Source organism: Paraburkholderia sp. LEh10, assembly GCF_017814945.1.
GTDB lineage: Bacteria > Pseudomonadota > Gammaproteobacteria > Burkholderiales > Burkholderiaceae > Paraburkholderia.
The window spans coordinates 30,892-47,719 of the sequence record NZ_JAGIPX010000047.1; the positions used below are offsets into that span (position 1 = coordinate 30,892).

Consider the following 16,828-nt stretch of genomic DNA (forward strand, 5'->3'; position numbering starts at 1 on the left):
ATGAAGACACCACTTCGACTGATTGCCGCGGCACTGGCCTGCAGCGGAACATTCGCGTGGGGCGAGACGCTGCCGAACGCCGGCAGCATTCTCCAGCAAGTCGAGCCGCGCGAAACGCGCCCGGTGCCGCCGGGCGGCGGCGAGGCGCTGCCCGCCGTGCCGCCGGCAACGCCGCCCGCCGTCGGCGCGCCCGGTCCGACGTTCACGCTCAAGGGCATCACGTTCAAAGGCAACGATACGATTGCGTCCGACGCGCTGCTTGCGCCCGTGCGCGACCAGATCGGCAAGCAGGTCGGCTTCGCGGATATCGAAGCGATCGCCGCGAAGGTGACCCAGGTGTATCGCGCGCGCGGCTACCTGCTGGCGCAGGTGGTGATTCCGCCGCAGGACGTGAGCGCGGGGACGGTTGAGCTCACCGTTCTCGAAGGGCGCGTGGGTCATGTGCGGCTCGATATCGCTGCAGGCACGCCGATCCGTGAAAGCCTGTTGCGCGAGCGCGTCGCGCAGATTCCCGTGGGCAAGCCTCTGCAGCAGCACGAAATCGAACGCACGATGCTGCTGCTGTCCGATTTGCCGGGCATCCAGGTGACGTCGGCGATTGAAACAGGCTCGGAGCCAGGCACCGTCGATCTGACCATCAACGTCGCGCCCGCGAGGCGCTGGATCTTCGCTGTGGACATCGACAACTACGGCGCGCCGGAAAGCGGCACGTGGCGGCTCGGAACATTGGCCCGGCTCAATTCGCCATTCATGATCGGCGACAACCTGGACTTGCGGCTGCTAGCCAGCGAGCGGCTCGATACCGTGTACGGCCGGATCGGCTACGAGGCGCCTGTCAACGCATCCGGCACGCGCGTGGGCGTCGCCTTGTCGCGGCTCAACTATGCGCTCGGGAAAGAGTTCGCGTCGCTCGACGCACAAGGCGAGGCGACCGTCGTGGACCTCACGCTCACGCATCCGCTCGTGCGCACGCGCAGCCAGAACCTGCTTGCGCGGGTCAACCTCGAGTATCGCGATCTGATCGACAACATCGGCGTGGCGGACGTGCACAACCCGCGCTCTCTGGTCGAGGGCAGCGTCGGTCTGAGCTACGAAAGCCGCGATGCATGGCTTGGCGGCGGCTTTAACAGTGCGGACGTGGAGCTGCTGATCGGCAGCCTGCATTTCAGGAATGCGCAGGCCGAGACGCTCGACGCGTCGCCGTTCGGCCGCAACACCCAGGGCACCGAAATGCGGACCACTTTTTTTGCGAACCGGCTCAATGCGATCACCGAACGCGTGAGCGTCTTTGCCGGCATTTCCGGCCAGTGGGCGGGCACGACGCTCGACAACTCATCGCGCTTTCTGCTCGGCGGGCCGCACGCGGTGCGCGCCTACTCGCCGTCGGAAGCGCTCGTCGACGAAGGCTTCGTGGCCACCGTCGAAGGACGTTACGCGGTCAACGCGAAAACCACGGTGTTCGGCTTCTTCGATTTCGGCACGGGCCGCTACAACGCGAACCCGCGGCCGAACCAGGGCGCAAACACGATCACCAGGAGCGGCGTCGGATTCGGCGCGTTCTGGTCGGCGCCGGGCGGCATCACGCTGCAGGGCACCATCGCGTGGCGCACGACGGGCTCCGATACGACGGGCAACGACAAGGTGCCGCGCTTTTATGTGCAGATGACAAAGACGTTCCAGTGACGTCGCAGAAGTCAGAAGTATCTTTACCTCCGCAGGCGAGCGAAAGGCGGGCGAGCATCTCGCATTCGGAGAACGGGATCGTTGGATCGTGAATCGAGCCGGGCTCGGTCCGGCGCTGAGGTGTGCGATGAACAAGCCCTGTTATGTGCGGCCGCGGCGTGCGGGCACGATTGCCAGTGCGGTAGCCGCGCTGTTCGCGGCGTCGTGCGGACCGGCGGCGCTCGCGAACCCGACTGGCGCGCAAGTGGTGTCGGGAACGGTGAGCGTCGAATCGCCCGGCGCGGGGCAGATGAACATCACGCAATCGTCGCCCAGAGCGATCGTCAACTGGAACACGTTTTCGATCGGCGGGAGCGAGGGGGTGAGAATTGCGCAGCCGTCGTCGAGCGCGGCATTGCTGAACCGCGTGATGGGCAACGATCCGAGCGTGATCGCGGGACGCCTCCAGGCGAACGGCAAGGTGTTTCTCGTCAACCCTGCGGGTGTGATCTTCGCGCCAGGCTCGTCGGTAAACGTCGGCTCGCTGGTCGCGTCGACTCTCGCCATCTCGAACGCGGACTTTCTGGCGGGCAACTACCACTTCGTCGGCAAGTCGGTGGCTCCTGTCAGCAACGCAGGCTCGCTGACGGCGAGTCCGGGCGGCGCGATCGTGCTGCTTGGCGGGACCGTTAGCAACACGGGTACCGTGAACGCGCGTCTTGGCACCGTGGCGCTTGGCGCGGGCAACGACATCACGCTCGACTTCGCCGGCGACGGACTGACCACGCTGAAGATCAACGAGGGCGCGGCGCACGCGCTGATCGGCAATACCGGCTCGCTGGCAGCCGATGGCGGGGTCGTCATCATGAGCGCACAGACGGCCGAAGCGCTGGCCGGCACGGTGATCAACCAGCAGGGGATCGTGCGCGCGCGAAGCCTTGCCGAACGCAACGGACGCATCGTGCTGGACGGCGGCGCGAACGGCGTCGTCATCGCGAGTGGCGCGCTCGACGCCACGGGTGGCGCGGGCATGACGGGAGGACGGGTAGATGTGACGGGCCATGATGTCGCGCTGCAGGACGGCGCGCGCGTCGACGCGAGCGGCGCGGCGGGCGGCGGCACGGTGCGCTTCGGCGGTGCCGCCGCGGGCCGCGATGCCGATATCCGCAATGCGAACGCGATCTGGATGTCGCCGGGTGCGAGCATTCATGCCGACGCATCGGAAAACGGCAACGGCGGACATGTCGTCGCGTTCAGCGAAACTGCGAGCCGGATTTACGGCACGTTGTCGGCGAAGGGCGGCGCGCAGGGTGGGAATGGCGGATCGATCGAGACGTCGGGCCGTTATCTCGATACGGCGGGTGTGAAGATCGATGCGTCGGCAGTCAGAGGGAAGGCCGGAACCTGGCTACTCGATCCGTTCGATATCTACATCGAGCCGGACAACACCGAACTTGCGATTATCACGACGCCAGTCACGCCGTCGACGGCCAATAACACGGCGACGTTCACGGCAGGGGGGAACAACAGCATCGTCTTTCGCAGCGACATCGAGACGCCTCTCGGCAACGGCACGTCGGTCGCGATCTCGACGGGAACGACGGGCGGGCAGCCGGGCAATATTCTCATCGAGACACCGATCACGAAGACCGCGTTGTCCCCGGCCGGCAACAACGCGACGACGCTGACCTTCAGCGCCGCGGGCTCGATCACGGACATCGCGCAAAACATTACGTCGCAGGCGGGCCCGCTCAATCTGGTGTTCGACGCGAATGTGGGCGGCGTCGCCCCCGCGAATGCAGTGAATCTCGTCAATGTCTCGATCGATACCAACGGCGGGGCGCTGACAATCGGCGGCACCGGCAGGAGCGCGGTGATCATCAACGGCGCGACGGTGAACACGGAAGCGGGTGCGATGAATATCGCCGGCGTGGCGGGGCCGGGGAATGACGGCGTCGCCATCGGCTATTCGCGGCTCGCGACGACCAGCGGCAACGTCACGCTCTTCGGGTCGAGCACGTTCGCGAACGGCGTCAGCATGCAACAAAGCACGATCGAGACGGGCGGCGCGGGCATATCGGTGACGGGCTCGGTGTCCACCAACCGGCAGGTCGCGATAGGGTACGGGTCGACCGTGGCGGCCGGCGTGGCGCTCGGCTATGCGCTGCTTGGCACGGGCGGCGGCAGCATCGGCGTGGCCGGTTCGTCGAACGTAACCGGCGCGTCGAACATGGAAGCGGTCGGCGTCGATATGGAGCATGGCGGCATGCGCACGAGCGGGCCCGGCTCGATCTCCGTCGCAGGCGTCGCAACCAGTTCGGCCGCCGGGTCCGCGACGGGCATGATCGTCAACGGCGATTTCGCCAGCCTGCCTGGGCAGGCCACCACGCCCGCCTTCGCGGCGACGGACACGGGTTCGATTTCCGTCAGCGGCAACGCACAAGCCACGACCAGCACCGGTCTTTCCGTCATCGACGCCACCTTCGACGCCGGCTTGGGTGCGATCGGCGTGGCGGGCACCGCGACGGCTAGCAATTCGGCCGAGGCGGCCTTCCTGCAAAATACGCTGCTCAGCGCGAGCAGCGGCAATGTGACGGTCAGCGGCACTGCGAATGGCGCCGTTAGCGGCTCCGGCGTCCTGCTCAGCAACATGTCGATGCGCACCACGAGCGGCAACGTCTCGGTGAACGGCGTCGTTACCGGCGCGACGCAATTCGGCAATGGGGTCAGCACATTCGGCGGATTCCAGCTCACCAACGCCGACGCAAGCGTCACCCAGTTGCCGCTGATCGCCACCGGCAGCGGCAACATCGTGGTGGCGGGGAGCACGCCTGCCACGACGTCTGGCAGCACCGGGTTCGACCTCAACAATGCATCGATATCGTCGACGAGCGGCTCGATCGCGCTGTCCGGCACCACCACGGGTGCGCCCGCGTCAACCCTTGCCTCGACGGGTGTGGTCCTCGAAAGCCAGACTGAATCGTCGGTGCCGACGCCCTCGGCGATCACCACCGGCAGCGGTCAGTTGAGTATCTACGGCAGCGGGTCTGGTTCGAACTCGCAAGGCGTGCTGATTGCAGACGGCACGCAGATCACGTCGAACAACGGCGGTGTAATCGATATCCGTGGCGTGGTCACCGGTCCTGCGACGGGCGCGAGCGGCGGCGTCGTTCAGCTCGACTACGGCACGCTGATCCTGAACGGCAGCGTGAGCGCGACGAAGCCCGGCAGCACGGTCTCGCTCGCCGGATCGACCAATACCTCCGACGCGGGCCTCGCGTTCGGCGCGGTGCCGGTGCCGGACTTCGCCCACGTGGCCGGTCCCGTGTCGGTCAACGGCGCGCCCGGCGGCGCGATCGCGCTGCGCGCGTCGAACGACAACACGTCGCAGAGCATCTTGAGCCGCGGCGCGAGCATCTCGGGTGGCGGCGGCGTGCTGTCGATCCTGCCGGCCGGCGTCAGTCCGTCGACGTTCGCCTTCACGCCGCAGGACGCGACGCCGATTACGTTGTTCGGCACGAGCGGCGGCATGAGCATCGACGCGCAGACTTTCGCGAGCTTCGTGAACTTCCAGAGCCTCACGCTCGGCTCGGACACGCACACGGGGCTCATTACCGTGAACGGTGTGTGCGGGTCGGCGAGCGGCCCTTGTCAGCTCGTGAAGCCTGGCCTGAACATGAACCTCGCCTTGTCGAATCCGGGCTCGGGCAGTCAGGGCATTCGACTGGCGTTCGGACTGTCGCTTGGCACCGGACACACATTGTCGCTGGCGTCGGCGGGCGCCGTGACCGACCCTGGAGGCATCCAGGCCGCGAATCTCGTGTTGTCGGGTCCCGGCACGTTCACGCTGACCGATCCGCAAAACGACGTCGGGGTGCTTGCGCTCGTCAACGCGGGCAGCGTGAGTTTCGTCGACTCGCATGGCTTTGCGATCGGACCGGTTTCGAGCCCGACGTACAACGCGACCCTGGGTACGTTGACCACGATCGACGGCACGAACTCGGCGATGACTGGCAATCTCGTGGCAGAGGCCTCGACGGGCAACGTCGCGCTCAATACGGGGCTGACCTCGGGCGGCACCGTCGATCTCGTGGCGGAGAACGGCGTCTTCACGGCGGGCAGTTCGGGCGCGCTGAGCGCCGCGAACGGATGGCGCATCTGGACGGGCACGTGGCAACAGGAAGTGCGCGGTCATGTCGAGCCGAACACGGCGCAGCCCAATTTCTACGGATGCACGTTCGGTGCCGGATGCAGCTGGGGCGGCACCGTGCCGACGACGGGCAACCACTTCGTATATGCCGCGAGGCCGACCGTGACCGTCACCGCCGACGGCGCGACGCGCTTCGCCGGTGCCCCCAACCCCGCGTTCACTTTCACTGCCAGCGGACTCGTCAACGGCGATACGGCGGCAGGCGCGCTGACGGGTTCACTGACGACGCCGGCTAACCAGAACTCGCAGCCCGGACAGTATCCGATCAATCCGAACTTCGTTTCGAACGTCGGGTATATCGTCAACGAGGTGCCCGCCACGCTGACCGTGACCACATTTCAGAATCCGGTTGTACGGGCGGGCTTGCAGTCGTTCTTTGGCAACGAGGAGCAAACCTTCGTCTACGAAAACAACCTGCAGGGCGCGAACATCTGCATTGGTTCGAATCAGCCGCTCTTCACGACGGCCGCACCGGGCGACAACCAGGACATTCTCGCGGTCGAATGGAAGCGCGTTCGTTCGCAACCTAATTTGAACAGTTGCATGTTGTTGAGCAGTCCGCATGGTTGCGGCGATTTTTAACCATGTTCAGGGCCGGCGTGGATCGACGGCTGAGCGCGGCGAGCCGCGTCGTCATGAAGGCGCGCGGCTGACCTGCAACAGGGTTGCCTGCGTGTCGTCGTTCGCGTCGACGATCCATACCGCCATCGCGCTCAGGTTGTCATGGTTTCGGGCCGCCGTCACGCGTACTTGCGCGGCAAGCGCGCCAAGCCAGGCGTCCGGCGTCGAGGCCTGGTGCAACGCGTCGCGCATGTAGGTTTCGTCGACGTACTCCCACAGTCCATCGCTGCATAACAGGAAAGCGTCACGATCGAGCAGGTCGAAGGTGCCGTCGGACCCCGTGATGTGAAGTTCGCCGCGCGTGCCGAGCGCAGCGAGCAGCACGTTGCGGCGCGGATGATGACGCGCGGCCTCGGGGGACAGCAGGCGCGCGTCGACCATCTCCTGAACCATGCTGTGATCGCGCGTCTGCGCGCAGAGGTTGCCGCCACGGAAGCAGTAGAGACGCGAATCGCCGCAATGCGCCCACGCGGCCGTGCGCCGCGCGCAATCGATGGCGAGCAGCACGGCCGTCGAGCGCATGTCTTTCAGCGAAGCGCCGCCGCGCGCCTGCTCTTCGACGATGTTGTCGTTCGCATGCGCAAGCGCGCTCACGAGGCGTTGCCCCGTCGGCGGCAGCTCGCTGACCGTCAGATAACGCAGATCGGCAAGCACGGTATCGACGACGATCGCGGACGCTGTATCGCCGCCGCCGTGTCCACCCGCGCCGTCCGCGAGCACGCAGTAGTAAAGACGCTCGCTTGCCCATTGGCCCAGCGAGTCTTCGTTGCCTTGCCGGCCGCCGCGGTCCGTCAGGCTTGCTGTGGCAAGTTGCACAGGAAGCCTCTTTGCGCAATGGGTTCGGCCGCGGGGGCATGCGATTGCTCGGACAGGATGCCCAGCACCAGCAGAATCGCGATGCGGTTGTCCGGGGCGATGTCGATGCCGAGTGTCTTTTCGATCCACGCGCCGATGATCGTCGCGGCGAAATCGGCGGGCAGCGATCCTTTCTTCAGCGTCACGCCGAGCTTGCGGGCGCGATAGTGATACGACGCTATCCGATAGCGCGCGGCAATTTCAGCCAGTCCGCCTTTTTCGTTCGACAGCCAGCCGAGACTCCCCCCAAGCAGCAACTGGTCGGCCTCGTCGAGTCCTGCAATGAAACGCTCCGCCGATTCCCGCACAATGCGCTCGTCGAGCCCGTATTGCAGCAGCACCGAACCGACAGGATCGCTTTGCTCGGCCGTCTGCTGTTCAATCTGCGCGAGCACGCCTTCGCTGTCGAACAGGACGTTGCGCTGATGGCTGGCATTGCGCAGGCAATCGATCAGATAGCGGCGAAAATACGCGCACACTGCGTGCCCATTGGAGGGCGCGCTATGGAGTGGAAACGCTTCCGTGTGAGCATGCGAGGCTTCGAGGCGGAAAACCTTGCAATAGATGAACTGCGAGATCAATTCTTCCTTGTCTTCGCCCAGCGCCTGTAATTCGAAGGGGTAATACGTCTGCAGCGCGCGGCGCACGATCAGATAGATCGATGCCATTTCGTCACGACTCAGACATGTGCGGCGTTGCCACAGGTCTGGCAACGCTGCGTCGCAGACCCGATCAGTTGCGCGTGCGCTTTTGATGTGTGTCACACGTCACCCCGCATAAAAGCACAGCGTCACACTGTGCGGATTCAGTACCCGACAGGCGTTGGTCCGTCGAAGCCGGGAGCCGGCTTGCGTCCAGCGCTCAGTCCGCTGCCGTCAATGCTCGATTAATAGAGTAAACGGCCATTAACCGCAATACTGCGAAAAGAACTTCAATAGTTATGGCATACGCGGCGACAAAGCTATATGAGTGTTTACCGTATTGTGTCCAAACGTGCTTTTTTCAATTTCGCGAGACTTAAACGTTTACTAGATAGTAACGGTTCGAGCGGATGTGCATGCCGTCATCGACGCAAAACAGCGAATCTGTGCGCATCTTGCGTTTTTTTAAGGTACTTAGAAACTCCATTTTTAATTGAATTTTTGAATCGACTTTGCTAAATCCAGAGCATGGCGCACTGCCTTTAATTTTAAGGATTGCGTGCTATGCTCAGATCGGTCTTCTGCAGCAGATACCTTGTCGCAACATGGCGGCAGGGTCGCGTATGTCCATAAGTAATCCAAATCGTTCAGGTTGACTCTTCCGTTCGGAGGAGTCCAGTTTCGGCGGGTTAACGTGGCGTGAGTCGTCGCGAAGGGCAAGCACGCTAGAACTATTCGTCTCTGACCGCAGCGAATACAAAAATGGCCACGCTCGATGCCGGGGTACTGCTTGCCGGGATATCACCAGAACATCCCTGTGGGGATGACGTGGAGTACGACCCGCTGTTTCTCGAACTCGAACAGGTCGTGCACGGCAAGCCCGACGTCCAGTACGGCGATACCGTCGTCGCTGCGACGCCGCCTGACTGGAAGTCAGCCCAGGCGCTTTCTCTTGAGCTGTTCGGCAAGAGCCGCGACTTGCGCGTGGCTGCGTATCTTGCGCGCGCCTTGCTGCATCGGGAAGGCTTCGAGGGCCTCGCTGAAGGCCTTGCGCTGGTCGAAGGCCTGCTCGAAATGCACTGGGATCATGTTTACCCTCAACTCGATCCTGACGACGACAACGATCCGACTGCGCGCATCAATGCGCTGGCCGTTCTCGCCGATCCATCCGGCATGCTGCCAGACGTGCGCGACACACCGCTGGTCGCCTCGCGCACGCATGGTGTCGTCAGGCTGCGGGACATCGAATATGCGAATGGCGACGTGCCCGTTCCCGATGCAGTCGAACCGCTGTCGCTCGCATCGATCGATGCGGCGATCGCCGACATGCGCGACGACGCCGCGAACGTCCTTGCTGCATTGCAGGGCGCGCGCAGCAGCAACATACGCATCGAAACGCTGTTGACGGAACGCGTCGGCGCGGCCCGGGCAATCGACCTGGCGCCATTGTCTCGCCTGTTGCAGCAGGCGGCGGGATTCCTTGCAGAGCGTATCGGCGAGGCTGCGCCGCACGCCGGGGAAGCGGCGCAGGCGGCCGGCAGCGCGATAGATGCGCCCACACGAAGCGCTGCGCCCGCGCCGCAGACGGGGGACGTCAACAGCCGGCAGGATGTGATCCGCCTGCTGGACAAGATCTGCGCGTACTACGAAAAGCATGAGCCGTCGAGTCCGGTGCCGCTGTTGCTGAACCGGGCGAGGCGTCTCGTTGACAAGAGCTTCATCGAAATACTGGAGGACCTGGCGCCGGAAGGTCTCGGCCAGGCTCGCCAGGTTGGCGGTATCGAAAACGAATAGTCGTGGGAGTTGAGCAGCAATGTAACTGATACGCCGCCCCGCCTTTCGAGGTGCGGTGTCAACCAGGGGAACTGTCGTGGCCAAGGAAAGCAGCCAGAAATTCATTGCACGCAATCGCGCGCCGCGCGTGCAGATCGAGTATGACGTCGAGGTGTATGGCTCGGAAAAGAAGGTGCATCTGCCTTTCGTGATGGGCGTGATGGCAGATTTGTCCGGGCAGCCTGCCGATCCGCTCGCGCCCGTCGCGGATCGCAAGTTTCTGGAGATCGACGTCGACAACTTCGATGAGCGCCTGAAGTCGATGAAGCCGCGCGTCGCGGTGCAGGTGCCGAACATGTTGACGGGCGAAGGCAACCTCGCTGTCGACATGACGTTCGAGAGCATGGACGACTTTTCTCCCGCGGCCGTCGCGCGCAAGGTCGATGCGCTGTCGAAGCTGCTCGAGGCGCGCGGCCAGTTGCAGAACCTCATGACGTATATGGACGGCAAGACCGGCGCAGAGGAGCTGCTCGCGAAAGTACTGAGCGATCCGGCCCTGCTGCAATCGCTCGCATCCGCGCCGAAGCCACAGGAATAAGCGCGACTATCAGTGGAGTCTGACCATGGCCGAACCCACCCCCCAGGAGCAGACGCAGCAGGCAGAGGGCGCGCTCGAAATGAGCGACTTTGCGAATCTGCTGCAACAGGAATTCAAGCCGAAGAGCGAAAAGGCGAAAGAAGCGGTAGAGACGGCCGTGCGCACGCTTGCGGAACAGGCATTGCGTGAGACCGCCGTCATTTCGAATGACGTCCTGGCGACGATCGAGGGCATGATCGCGCAGATCGACAACAAGCTGTCCGAGCAGATCAACCTGATCATCCACTCGGAAGAATTCCAGAAAGTGGAGAGCGCATGGCGCGGACTGCACTATCTGGTGAACAACACCGAGACCGACGAGTCGCTGAAGATTCGCGTGATGAATATTTCGAAGGGCGAGTTGTACAAGTCGCTCAAGAAATACAAAGGCACCGCGTGGGACCAGAGCCCGTTCTTCAAGAAGCTCTATGAAGAAGAATATGGCCAGTTCGGCGGCGAGCCTTACGGCGCGCTCGTGGCCGACTATTACTTCGACAACAGCGGGCCGGATGTCGACCTGCTGACGCAGATCGCGAAGATTTCGGCTGCCGCGCACGCGCCGTTCATCGCGGGTGCGGACCCCGCCGTGATGCTGATGGATTCATGGCAGGAACTGGCCAATCCGCGCGATCTGACGAAGATCTTCCAGACTCCGGAGCATGCCGCATGGCGCTCGTTGCGCGAGTCGGAAGATTCGCGCTATATCGGTCTCGCGATGCCGCGATTTCTCGCACGCGCGCCGTATGGCGCGAAGACCAATCCCGTCGACGAATTCGACTTCGAAGAAGACACAGCCGGCGCGGACAGCAGCAAATATGCGTGGGCCAACGCGGCGTATGCGATGGCGGCGAATATCAACCGCTCGTTCAAGATCTACGGCTGGTGTTCGCGGATTCGCGGCATCGAGTCGGGCGGCGCGGTCGAGGGCTTGCCGGTTCATTCGTTCCCCACCGACGACGGCGGCGTCGACATGAAGTGCCCGACGGAAATCGCCATCAGCGACCGGCGCGAAGCGGAGCTGGCGAAGAACGGCTTCATGCCGCTCGTGCACAAGAAAAACTCCGACTTTGCCGCGTTCATCGGCGCGCAATCGCTGCACAAGCCTGCCGAATACGAAGATCCCGATGCCACGGCCAACGCGAATCTCGCCGCACGCCTGCCTTATCTGTTTGCGTGCAGCCGCTTCGCTCATTACCTGAAGTGCATCGTGCGCGACAAGATCGGCAGTTTCAAGGAGAGGGACGACATGCAGCGCTGGCTGCAGAACTGGATTCTTCAGTACGTGGACGGCGACCCGGCCCATTCCAGCGAAGAGTCGAAAGCGCGCCGGCCGCTTGCCGCCGCCGAAGTCGTGATCGAAGAAGTCGAGGGCAACCCCGGCTACTACACGTCGAAGTTTTTCCTGCGTCCGCATTACCAGTTGGAAGGCCTGACCGTGTCGTTGCGGCTGGTCTCGAAGCTTCCGTCCGCCAAGGCGGCATGACGGAATTCCGTTGTTACTGACGAAACGTTTTGAGTGGAGAGGAACATGGCCGTCGATATGTTCATGAAGCTGGGCGACATCAAGGGCGAGTCCCAGGACAAGACTCATAAGGAAGAAATCGAAGTGCTGGCATGGAGCTGGGGGCTGAGTCAGAGCGGCACGATGCACATGGGCACGGGTGGCGGCGCGGGCAAGGTGAACGTGCAGGATCTCTCGTTCACCAAATATACCGACAAGGCGTCGCCCGCCATCATGGCGGCGTGCTGCAAGGGTTCTCACATCGACTCGGCGGTGCTGACCGTGCGCAAGGCGGGCGGCGACAATCCGCTCGAATACTACAAGGTCACGCTGACTTCGCTGCTGGTCAGTTCGTATTCGACGGGCGGCTCGGGAGGCGAGGAGCGTTTTACCGAAAACGTCACGTTGAACTTTGAAAAGTTTCATATCGAGTATCAGCCTCAGAACGCGAAGGGCGCGAAAGAAGGCGGCGTCGTCGAGGTGAAGTGGGACGTTGCGAAGAACGACGCGAGCTAGACCTGGGCAGGACGCCGTGCCGCAGTCGAATGTCGCTGCGGCACGGCGACGCGACGGCGAAGCATGGCGCCGGGCGCCGCGAAACAGCATTGACCCAGCCAGACGGAGCGTACCGACATGACGGCAGAAGAGAGCTTGCGCGAAGGCGATCTGGACGAGAGCCTGCGCCAATTGCAGATGCAGGTTCGCAACGATCCGTCGAAGGCGGCCCTGCGTGTGTTCCTGTTCCAGTTGCTCGCGGTGCTGGGCTCATGGGACCGCGCGCTGACGCAACTGAACGTGGTGGGCGATCTCGACGCCGCGGCGCTGCCGATGGTGCAAATCTATCGCGAGGCGTTGCAATGCGAGGCGCTGCGCGAAGACGTCTTCCGTGGCGCACGGGCGCCGCTGATTTTCGGCGAGCCGACCGGCTGGCTCGCGTTGCTGGTCGAGGCATTGCGGCTCGATGCCGCGGGCGACGGCGCAGCCGCCGCAGCCGCGCGCGACACAGCACTCGCCGATGCGCCAGCCACATCGGGCCGTATCAACGGTGAGCCGTTCGAGTGGATCGCCGATGCCGACAGCCGGCTTGGCCCCACGCTCGAAGCCGTGCTCAACGGCCGTTATTTCTGGGTGCCGTTCTCCCGGATCAGGCGCATCGAAATCGACGCGCCCACCGATCTGCGCGACCGTGTGTGGACGCCGGCGACCTTCACATGGGCCAACGAAGGCCAGGCCGCGGGTCTGATCCCAACGCGTTACGCGGGCACGCTGGCCGAGAAAAAGCAGGCACTGTGGCTCGCGCATCTGACCGAATGGGTCGGTGGCGATGCGGCGGGTGCGCGCCCGGTCGGGCAACGGATGCTGACCACCGACGCGAACGACTATGCGTTGCTCGATATCCGCACGGTCGAACTGGCGGTCGATGCACCGCCCGGCAGCGAGGGCGGCCCCGGCGCCGCGCCGGATCATGGCTGAGGCAGGCGCGCGCGACCGGTTGCAGCCGTCTTTGCTCGACCGGTTGACCGACCACGAGCCAGAGCTCAAGCAGGAAGCGCGCGAGCGCCGCGTGCTGTCGATGCGCGCATTGCGCCAGAGCGTGCAGCGCGACCTCGCGTGGCTTCTCAATGCGAATGGCCTCGCTTCCGTGCAGGATCTGTCGGGCTATCCGTACGTGAGCACGTCGGTGTTGAACTTCGGCTTTCCCGATATTGCAGGCAAGACGGCTTCAAGCATGGACACGGCCAAGCTGGAAAAATACGTGCGAGACGCGATCTGGGCCTTCGAGCCGCGCATCCTGCGCGAGACGGTGCGCGTGACGGCCGTCCAGGCCGAAGAGACCACGGCGCGCCACAACACCGTGTCGTTTCTGATCGAAGGAGACTTGTGGGCGCAGCCTTACCCGGAGCGGCTGTATTTCCGGACCGAGCTGGATCTGGAGGCGGGGGAAATCAGGGTGATCGACCAGAGCGGGGGGCGCTGAACTCATGAATCCCGAACTGATCAGGTACTACAGCGAAGAGCTGCAGCATGTGCGGGAGATGGGCGGGGAGTTCGCGAAGGAATACCCGAAGGTCGCCGCGCGGCTCGGGCTGGAGAGCCTCGAATGCGCGGACCCGTATGTCGAACGTCTGCTCGAAGGATTCAGCTTTCTCGCCGCGCGCGTGCAGATGAAGATCGACGCGGAGTTTCCGCGCTTTACCCAACATCTCGCCGAATTGGTCTATCCGCACTATCTCGCGCCGACGCCATCGATGGCCGTCGTGCAGATCCGTCCCGACCTGAGCAACCCCGGGCTCGCGGAGGGGGTGAAGATACCGCGCGGCAGCGCTTTTCGCAGCCTGCTCGACAAGAACGGCTCGACGCGTTGCGAATATCGCAGCGCCCACGACCTCACACTGTGGCCGCTCGAAATCGCCGAGGCGAAGTTCTTCACTCATTCCGGATCGCCCGGCGGCGCCGACATCGCGCTGCCGCCAGGCGTCAAGGCGGGCCTGCGGTTGCGTCTGCGCGCGACGTGCGGCTTGAAGATCAGCCAATTGAAGCTCGACAGGCTGGTCCTCTATCTGCGCGGCACCGACGCATTGCCGACGCGCATCTACGAACGCCTGCTGGGCTCGGTAGCCGGCGTGCTGGTGATGCCCGTCTCGCGGGCCGCAACCTGGCATGCGCAATTGCCGCGGACGGCCGTCGCGCCCGTCGGCTTTGCGGAGGACGAAGCGCTGCTCCCTATCGGCAAGCAGTCGTTCCAGGGCTATCGACTGCTGCAGGAGTATTTCGCGTTCGCGCAGCGCTTCATGTTCGTCGCCATCGAAGGCTTGCAGCCGGCGCTGCGCCGCTGCGGCGACAACGAGGTGGAAGTGATCGTGTTGCTCGAGCGCGGCGATCCGATGCTCGAACAGACGCTCGACGCGTCCAATTTCGCGCTCTTCTGTACGCCGCTGATCAACCTGTTCCCGCGCCGCACCGACCGCATCGCGCTTTCCAGCGAGCAGTTCGAATATCACGTGGTCGCCGATCGCACGCGGCCCATGGACTTCGAAATCTACCGGATCGAGGAAGTGACCGGCTATGGTGCGGGTGCGGCCGCCGAGCAGACGTTCGAGGCGTTCTATCATGCGCACGATCTCGGCGCGGGCCACGGCGCCAATGCGTACTATCAGGTGCGGCGAGAGAAGCGCCTGCGCTCGTCCCGGCAGGCCGAACGCGGACCGCGCACGAGCTATCTCGGCAGCGAGACGTTCATCGCGCTCGTCGATGCGGCGAACGCGCCGTTTCGCGGCGATCTGCGCCAGCTCGGGTTGCAGGCGCTGTGCACCAATCGCGACCTGCCGCTCATGCTGTCGATGGGCAGCGGCCAGAGCGACTTCACGCTCGACGTCGAGGCGCCCGTCGACGGCGTGCGCTGCGTGAGCGGCCCGAGCCGTCCGCTGCCGTCATACGCGCATGGCGCGGTCGCGTGGCGGCTGCTGAGTCATCTGTCGCTGAACTATGCGTCGCTGGTGGATAGCGGCGCGAAAGAGGGCGCCAGCGCGTTGCGCGACCTGCTGAGCCTCTATTGCCCCGTCGGCGACCCGGCGACACAGCGGATGATCGAAGGTGTGCGCTCGGTCGACTCGCATCCCGTCACGCGCCGTCTGCCGTTCGCCGGGCCGATCGTGTTCGGCCGTGGCCTCGCGATCACGCTGACCCTCGACGAAGCCGCTTTCGAAGGCGCGGGTGCGTTTCTGCTCGGCGCGGTGCTATCGCATTACTTTGCGCAATACGTATCGATCAATTCGTTCGCCGAGACGGTGGTGAAAACGCTGTCTCGCGGCGAGATCATGCGCTGGCCAGCGAGAGGCGGACAATGCCGGACGCTCTGACCATGCTGCGCGAGCTCGAAGCGCAAACGTGGCGCTTCGACTTCTTCCAGGCCGTGCGGCTCATCGAAAACGCACATCGGGACAAACCGCGCATCGGAGAGTCGCTGCGCCCGCGTGACGACGCCGTGCGCTTCACGCAGGAGCCGGAACTGATCTTTCATCCCGCCACGCTCGCCACGCTGATTGCGCCGCGCGACGGGCACGCGATGCGGCTCGCGGTCAACTTCATGGGCCTGCTCGGGCCGAACGGGCCGATGCCCGTGCATCTGACCGAATATGTGCGCGACCGCGCGCGCAACGCGAACGATCCGACCTTCGCGCGTTTTCTCGACATCTTCCATCACCGGATGGTGTCGCTGTTCTATCGGGCGTGGGCCGACGCACAGCCGGCGGTGAGTCTCGACCGCCGGGAGCGCGACCGCTTTTCCTTCTATGTCGGCAGCACGTTTGGCCTCGGCGAAGCGGCGCTGCGCGAGCGCGACGCCGTGCCCGATTTCGCCAAGCTGCATTTCGCCGGACTGCTCGCCGCGCCGACTCGCCCCGCCGCAGGGCTGCAACTGATTCTTTCGCGTTTTTTCAGTCTGCCTGTGCGCATCGAGCAATGGATCGGCCATTGGATGGCGCTGCCGCGCGACACGCTATCGCGGCTCGGCGCGCGTGACGGGTCGTCCGCACTGGGCGTCTCGACGGTGCTCGGCGCCCGCGTGTGGGACTGCCAGCACAAGTTCCGCGTCGTCATCGGTCCATTGACGTTCGCCGACTACGAGCGCTTTCTGCCCGGCGGCGAGAGTCTGCGCCGTCTGGCCGACTGGGTGCGCAACTATGCGCGCGACGGCCTCGACTGGGACCTGAACCTGTGGCTCAAACAGGAAGAGGTGCCGCGTCTCGCCCTCGGACGCGGCGCGCGGCTCGGCTACACGAGCTGGGTGCTCAGCGGTCCCGCCGCGCAGGACGAGCGTCAGCTCAGGCTGCATCCCGCTTCGTTGTCCCGACGGTCCGGCGAACCCGCGCGCGGCGACGTGCGCACGCGCCAGTCAGCATCCCAACATTCTCGCAAGGACTAGTCAA

The 16,828-nt window shown here is 64.2% G+C and carries 12 protein-coding genes; 10 read left to right on the top strand and 2 right to left on the bottom strand.

The window, feature by feature from the left end; all coding sequences use genetic code 11:
* A complete protein-coding gene (locus tag J8I87_RS30590; protein ID WP_209935902.1) occupies positions 1-1,683 on the top strand; it encodes a ShlB/FhaC/HecB family hemolysin secretion/activation protein in 1,683 nt (560 codons plus the stop codon).
* 127 nt (positions 1,684-1,810) lie between these two features.
* Complete coding sequence (locus J8I87_RS30595; RefSeq protein WP_209935903.1) at positions 1,811-6,454, top strand: S-layer family protein; 4,644 nt, start codon at positions 1,811-1,813, stop codon at positions 6,452-6,454.
* A gap of 51 nt (positions 6,455-6,505) precedes the next feature.
* Here J8I87_RS30595 and J8I87_RS30600 read toward each other — a convergent pair whose 3' ends face one another.
* The gene (locus J8I87_RS30600; protein ID WP_209935904.1) at positions 6,506-7,309 is read right to left on the bottom strand and encodes a protein phosphatase 2C domain-containing protein; all 804 of its coding nucleotides are present in this window, start codon (positions 7,307-7,309) and stop codon (positions 6,506-6,508) included.
* The gene (locus J8I87_RS30605; RefSeq protein ID WP_245254281.1) at positions 7,285-8,016 is read right to left on the bottom strand and encodes a hypothetical protein; all 732 of its coding nucleotides are present in this window, start codon (positions 8,014-8,016) and stop codon (positions 7,285-7,287) included. The genes J8I87_RS30600 and J8I87_RS30605 overlap by 25 nt, the downstream gene beginning before the upstream one ends.
* Positions 8,017-8,751: 735 nt before the next feature.
* Between J8I87_RS30605 and tssA the strand changes: the two genes are divergently transcribed.
* From tssA to tssG, 8 genes are all read left to right on the top strand, one after another.
* Entirely contained in the window at positions 8,752-9,783 is a 1,032-nt protein-coding gene (gene tssA / locus J8I87_RS30610) for a type VI secretion system protein TssA (protein WP_209935907.1), read from the top strand.
* A 76-nt stretch (positions 9,784-9,859) separates the two neighbouring features.
* On the top strand, positions 9,860-10,360 hold the full coding sequence (gene tssB, locus J8I87_RS30615) for a type VI secretion system contractile sheath small subunit (protein WP_209935908.1): 501 nt from the start codon (positions 9,860-9,862) through the stop codon (positions 10,358-10,360).
* 25 nt (positions 10,361-10,385) lie between these two features.
* Entirely contained in the window at positions 10,386-11,882 is a 1,497-nt protein-coding gene (gene tssC, locus J8I87_RS30620) for a type VI secretion system contractile sheath large subunit (protein WP_209935909.1), read from the top strand.
* 45 nt (positions 11,883-11,927) lie between these two features.
* Positions 11,928-12,416, top strand: coding sequence for a type VI secretion system tube protein Hcp (locus J8I87_RS30625; RefSeq protein WP_209935910.1), 489 nt, complete (start codon positions 11,928-11,930; stop codon positions 12,414-12,416).
* Positions 12,417-12,533: 117 nt separating this feature from the next.
* Entirely contained in the window at positions 12,534-13,373 is an 840-nt protein-coding gene (locus tag J8I87_RS30630) for a type VI secretion system accessory protein TagJ (RefSeq protein WP_209935912.1), read from the top strand.
* Complete coding sequence (tssE, locus tag J8I87_RS30635) at positions 13,366-13,878, top strand: type VI secretion system baseplate subunit TssE (RefSeq protein WP_209935913.1); 513 nt, start codon at positions 13,366-13,368, stop codon at positions 13,876-13,878. The genes J8I87_RS30630 and tssE overlap by 8 nt, the downstream gene beginning before the upstream one ends.
* Before the next feature lie 4 nt (positions 13,879-13,882).
* Positions 13,883-15,760: a type VI secretion system baseplate subunit TssF gene (gene tssF, locus J8I87_RS30640; RefSeq protein WP_209935914.1), complete on the top strand. Its 1,878-nt coding sequence runs from the start codon at positions 13,883-13,885 to the stop codon at positions 15,758-15,760.
* Positions 15,745-16,824: a type VI secretion system baseplate subunit TssG gene (tssG, locus tag J8I87_RS30645; RefSeq protein ID WP_209935915.1), complete on the top strand. Its 1,080-nt coding sequence runs from the start codon at positions 15,745-15,747 to the stop codon at positions 16,822-16,824. The genes tssF and tssG overlap by 16 nt, the downstream gene beginning before the upstream one ends.
* The last annotated feature ends 4 nt before the right edge of the window (positions 16,825-16,828 follow it).

Excerpts from the sequence above, each read along its gene's own strand:
- J8I87_RS30590 (WP_209935902.1), top strand. The coding sequence starts at position 1 with ATGAAGACACCACTTCGACTGATTGCCGCGGCACTGGCCTGCAGCGGA.
- J8I87_RS30595 (WP_209935903.1), top strand. The coding sequence starts at position 1,811 with ATGAACAAGCCCTGTTATGTGCGGCCGCGGCGTGCGGGCACGATTGCC.
- J8I87_RS30605 (WP_245254281.1), bottom strand. The coding sequence starts at position 8,016 with ATGGCATCGATCTATCTGATCGTGCGCCGCGCGCTGCAGACGTATTAC.
- tssA (WP_209935907.1), top strand. The coding sequence starts at position 8,752 with ATGGCCACGCTCGATGCCGGGGTACTGCTTGCCGGGATATCACCAGAA.
- tssC (WP_209935909.1), top strand. The coding sequence starts at position 10,386 with ATGGCCGAACCCACCCCCCAGGAGCAGACGCAGCAGGCAGAGGGCGCG.
- J8I87_RS30625 (WP_209935910.1), top strand. The coding sequence starts at position 11,928 with ATGGCCGTCGATATGTTCATGAAGCTGGGCGACATCAAGGGCGAGTCC.
- J8I87_RS30630 (WP_209935912.1), top strand. The coding sequence starts at position 12,534 with ATGACGGCAGAAGAGAGCTTGCGCGAAGGCGATCTGGACGAGAGCCTG.
- tssE (WP_209935913.1), top strand. The coding sequence starts at position 13,366 with ATGGCTGAGGCAGGCGCGCGCGACCGGTTGCAGCCGTCTTTGCTCGAC.
- tssF (WP_209935914.1), top strand. The coding sequence starts at position 13,883 with ATGAATCCCGAACTGATCAGGTACTACAGCGAAGAGCTGCAGCATGTG.
- tssG (WP_209935915.1), top strand. The coding sequence starts at position 15,745 with ATGCCGGACGCTCTGACCATGCTGCGCGAGCTCGAAGCGCAAACGTGG.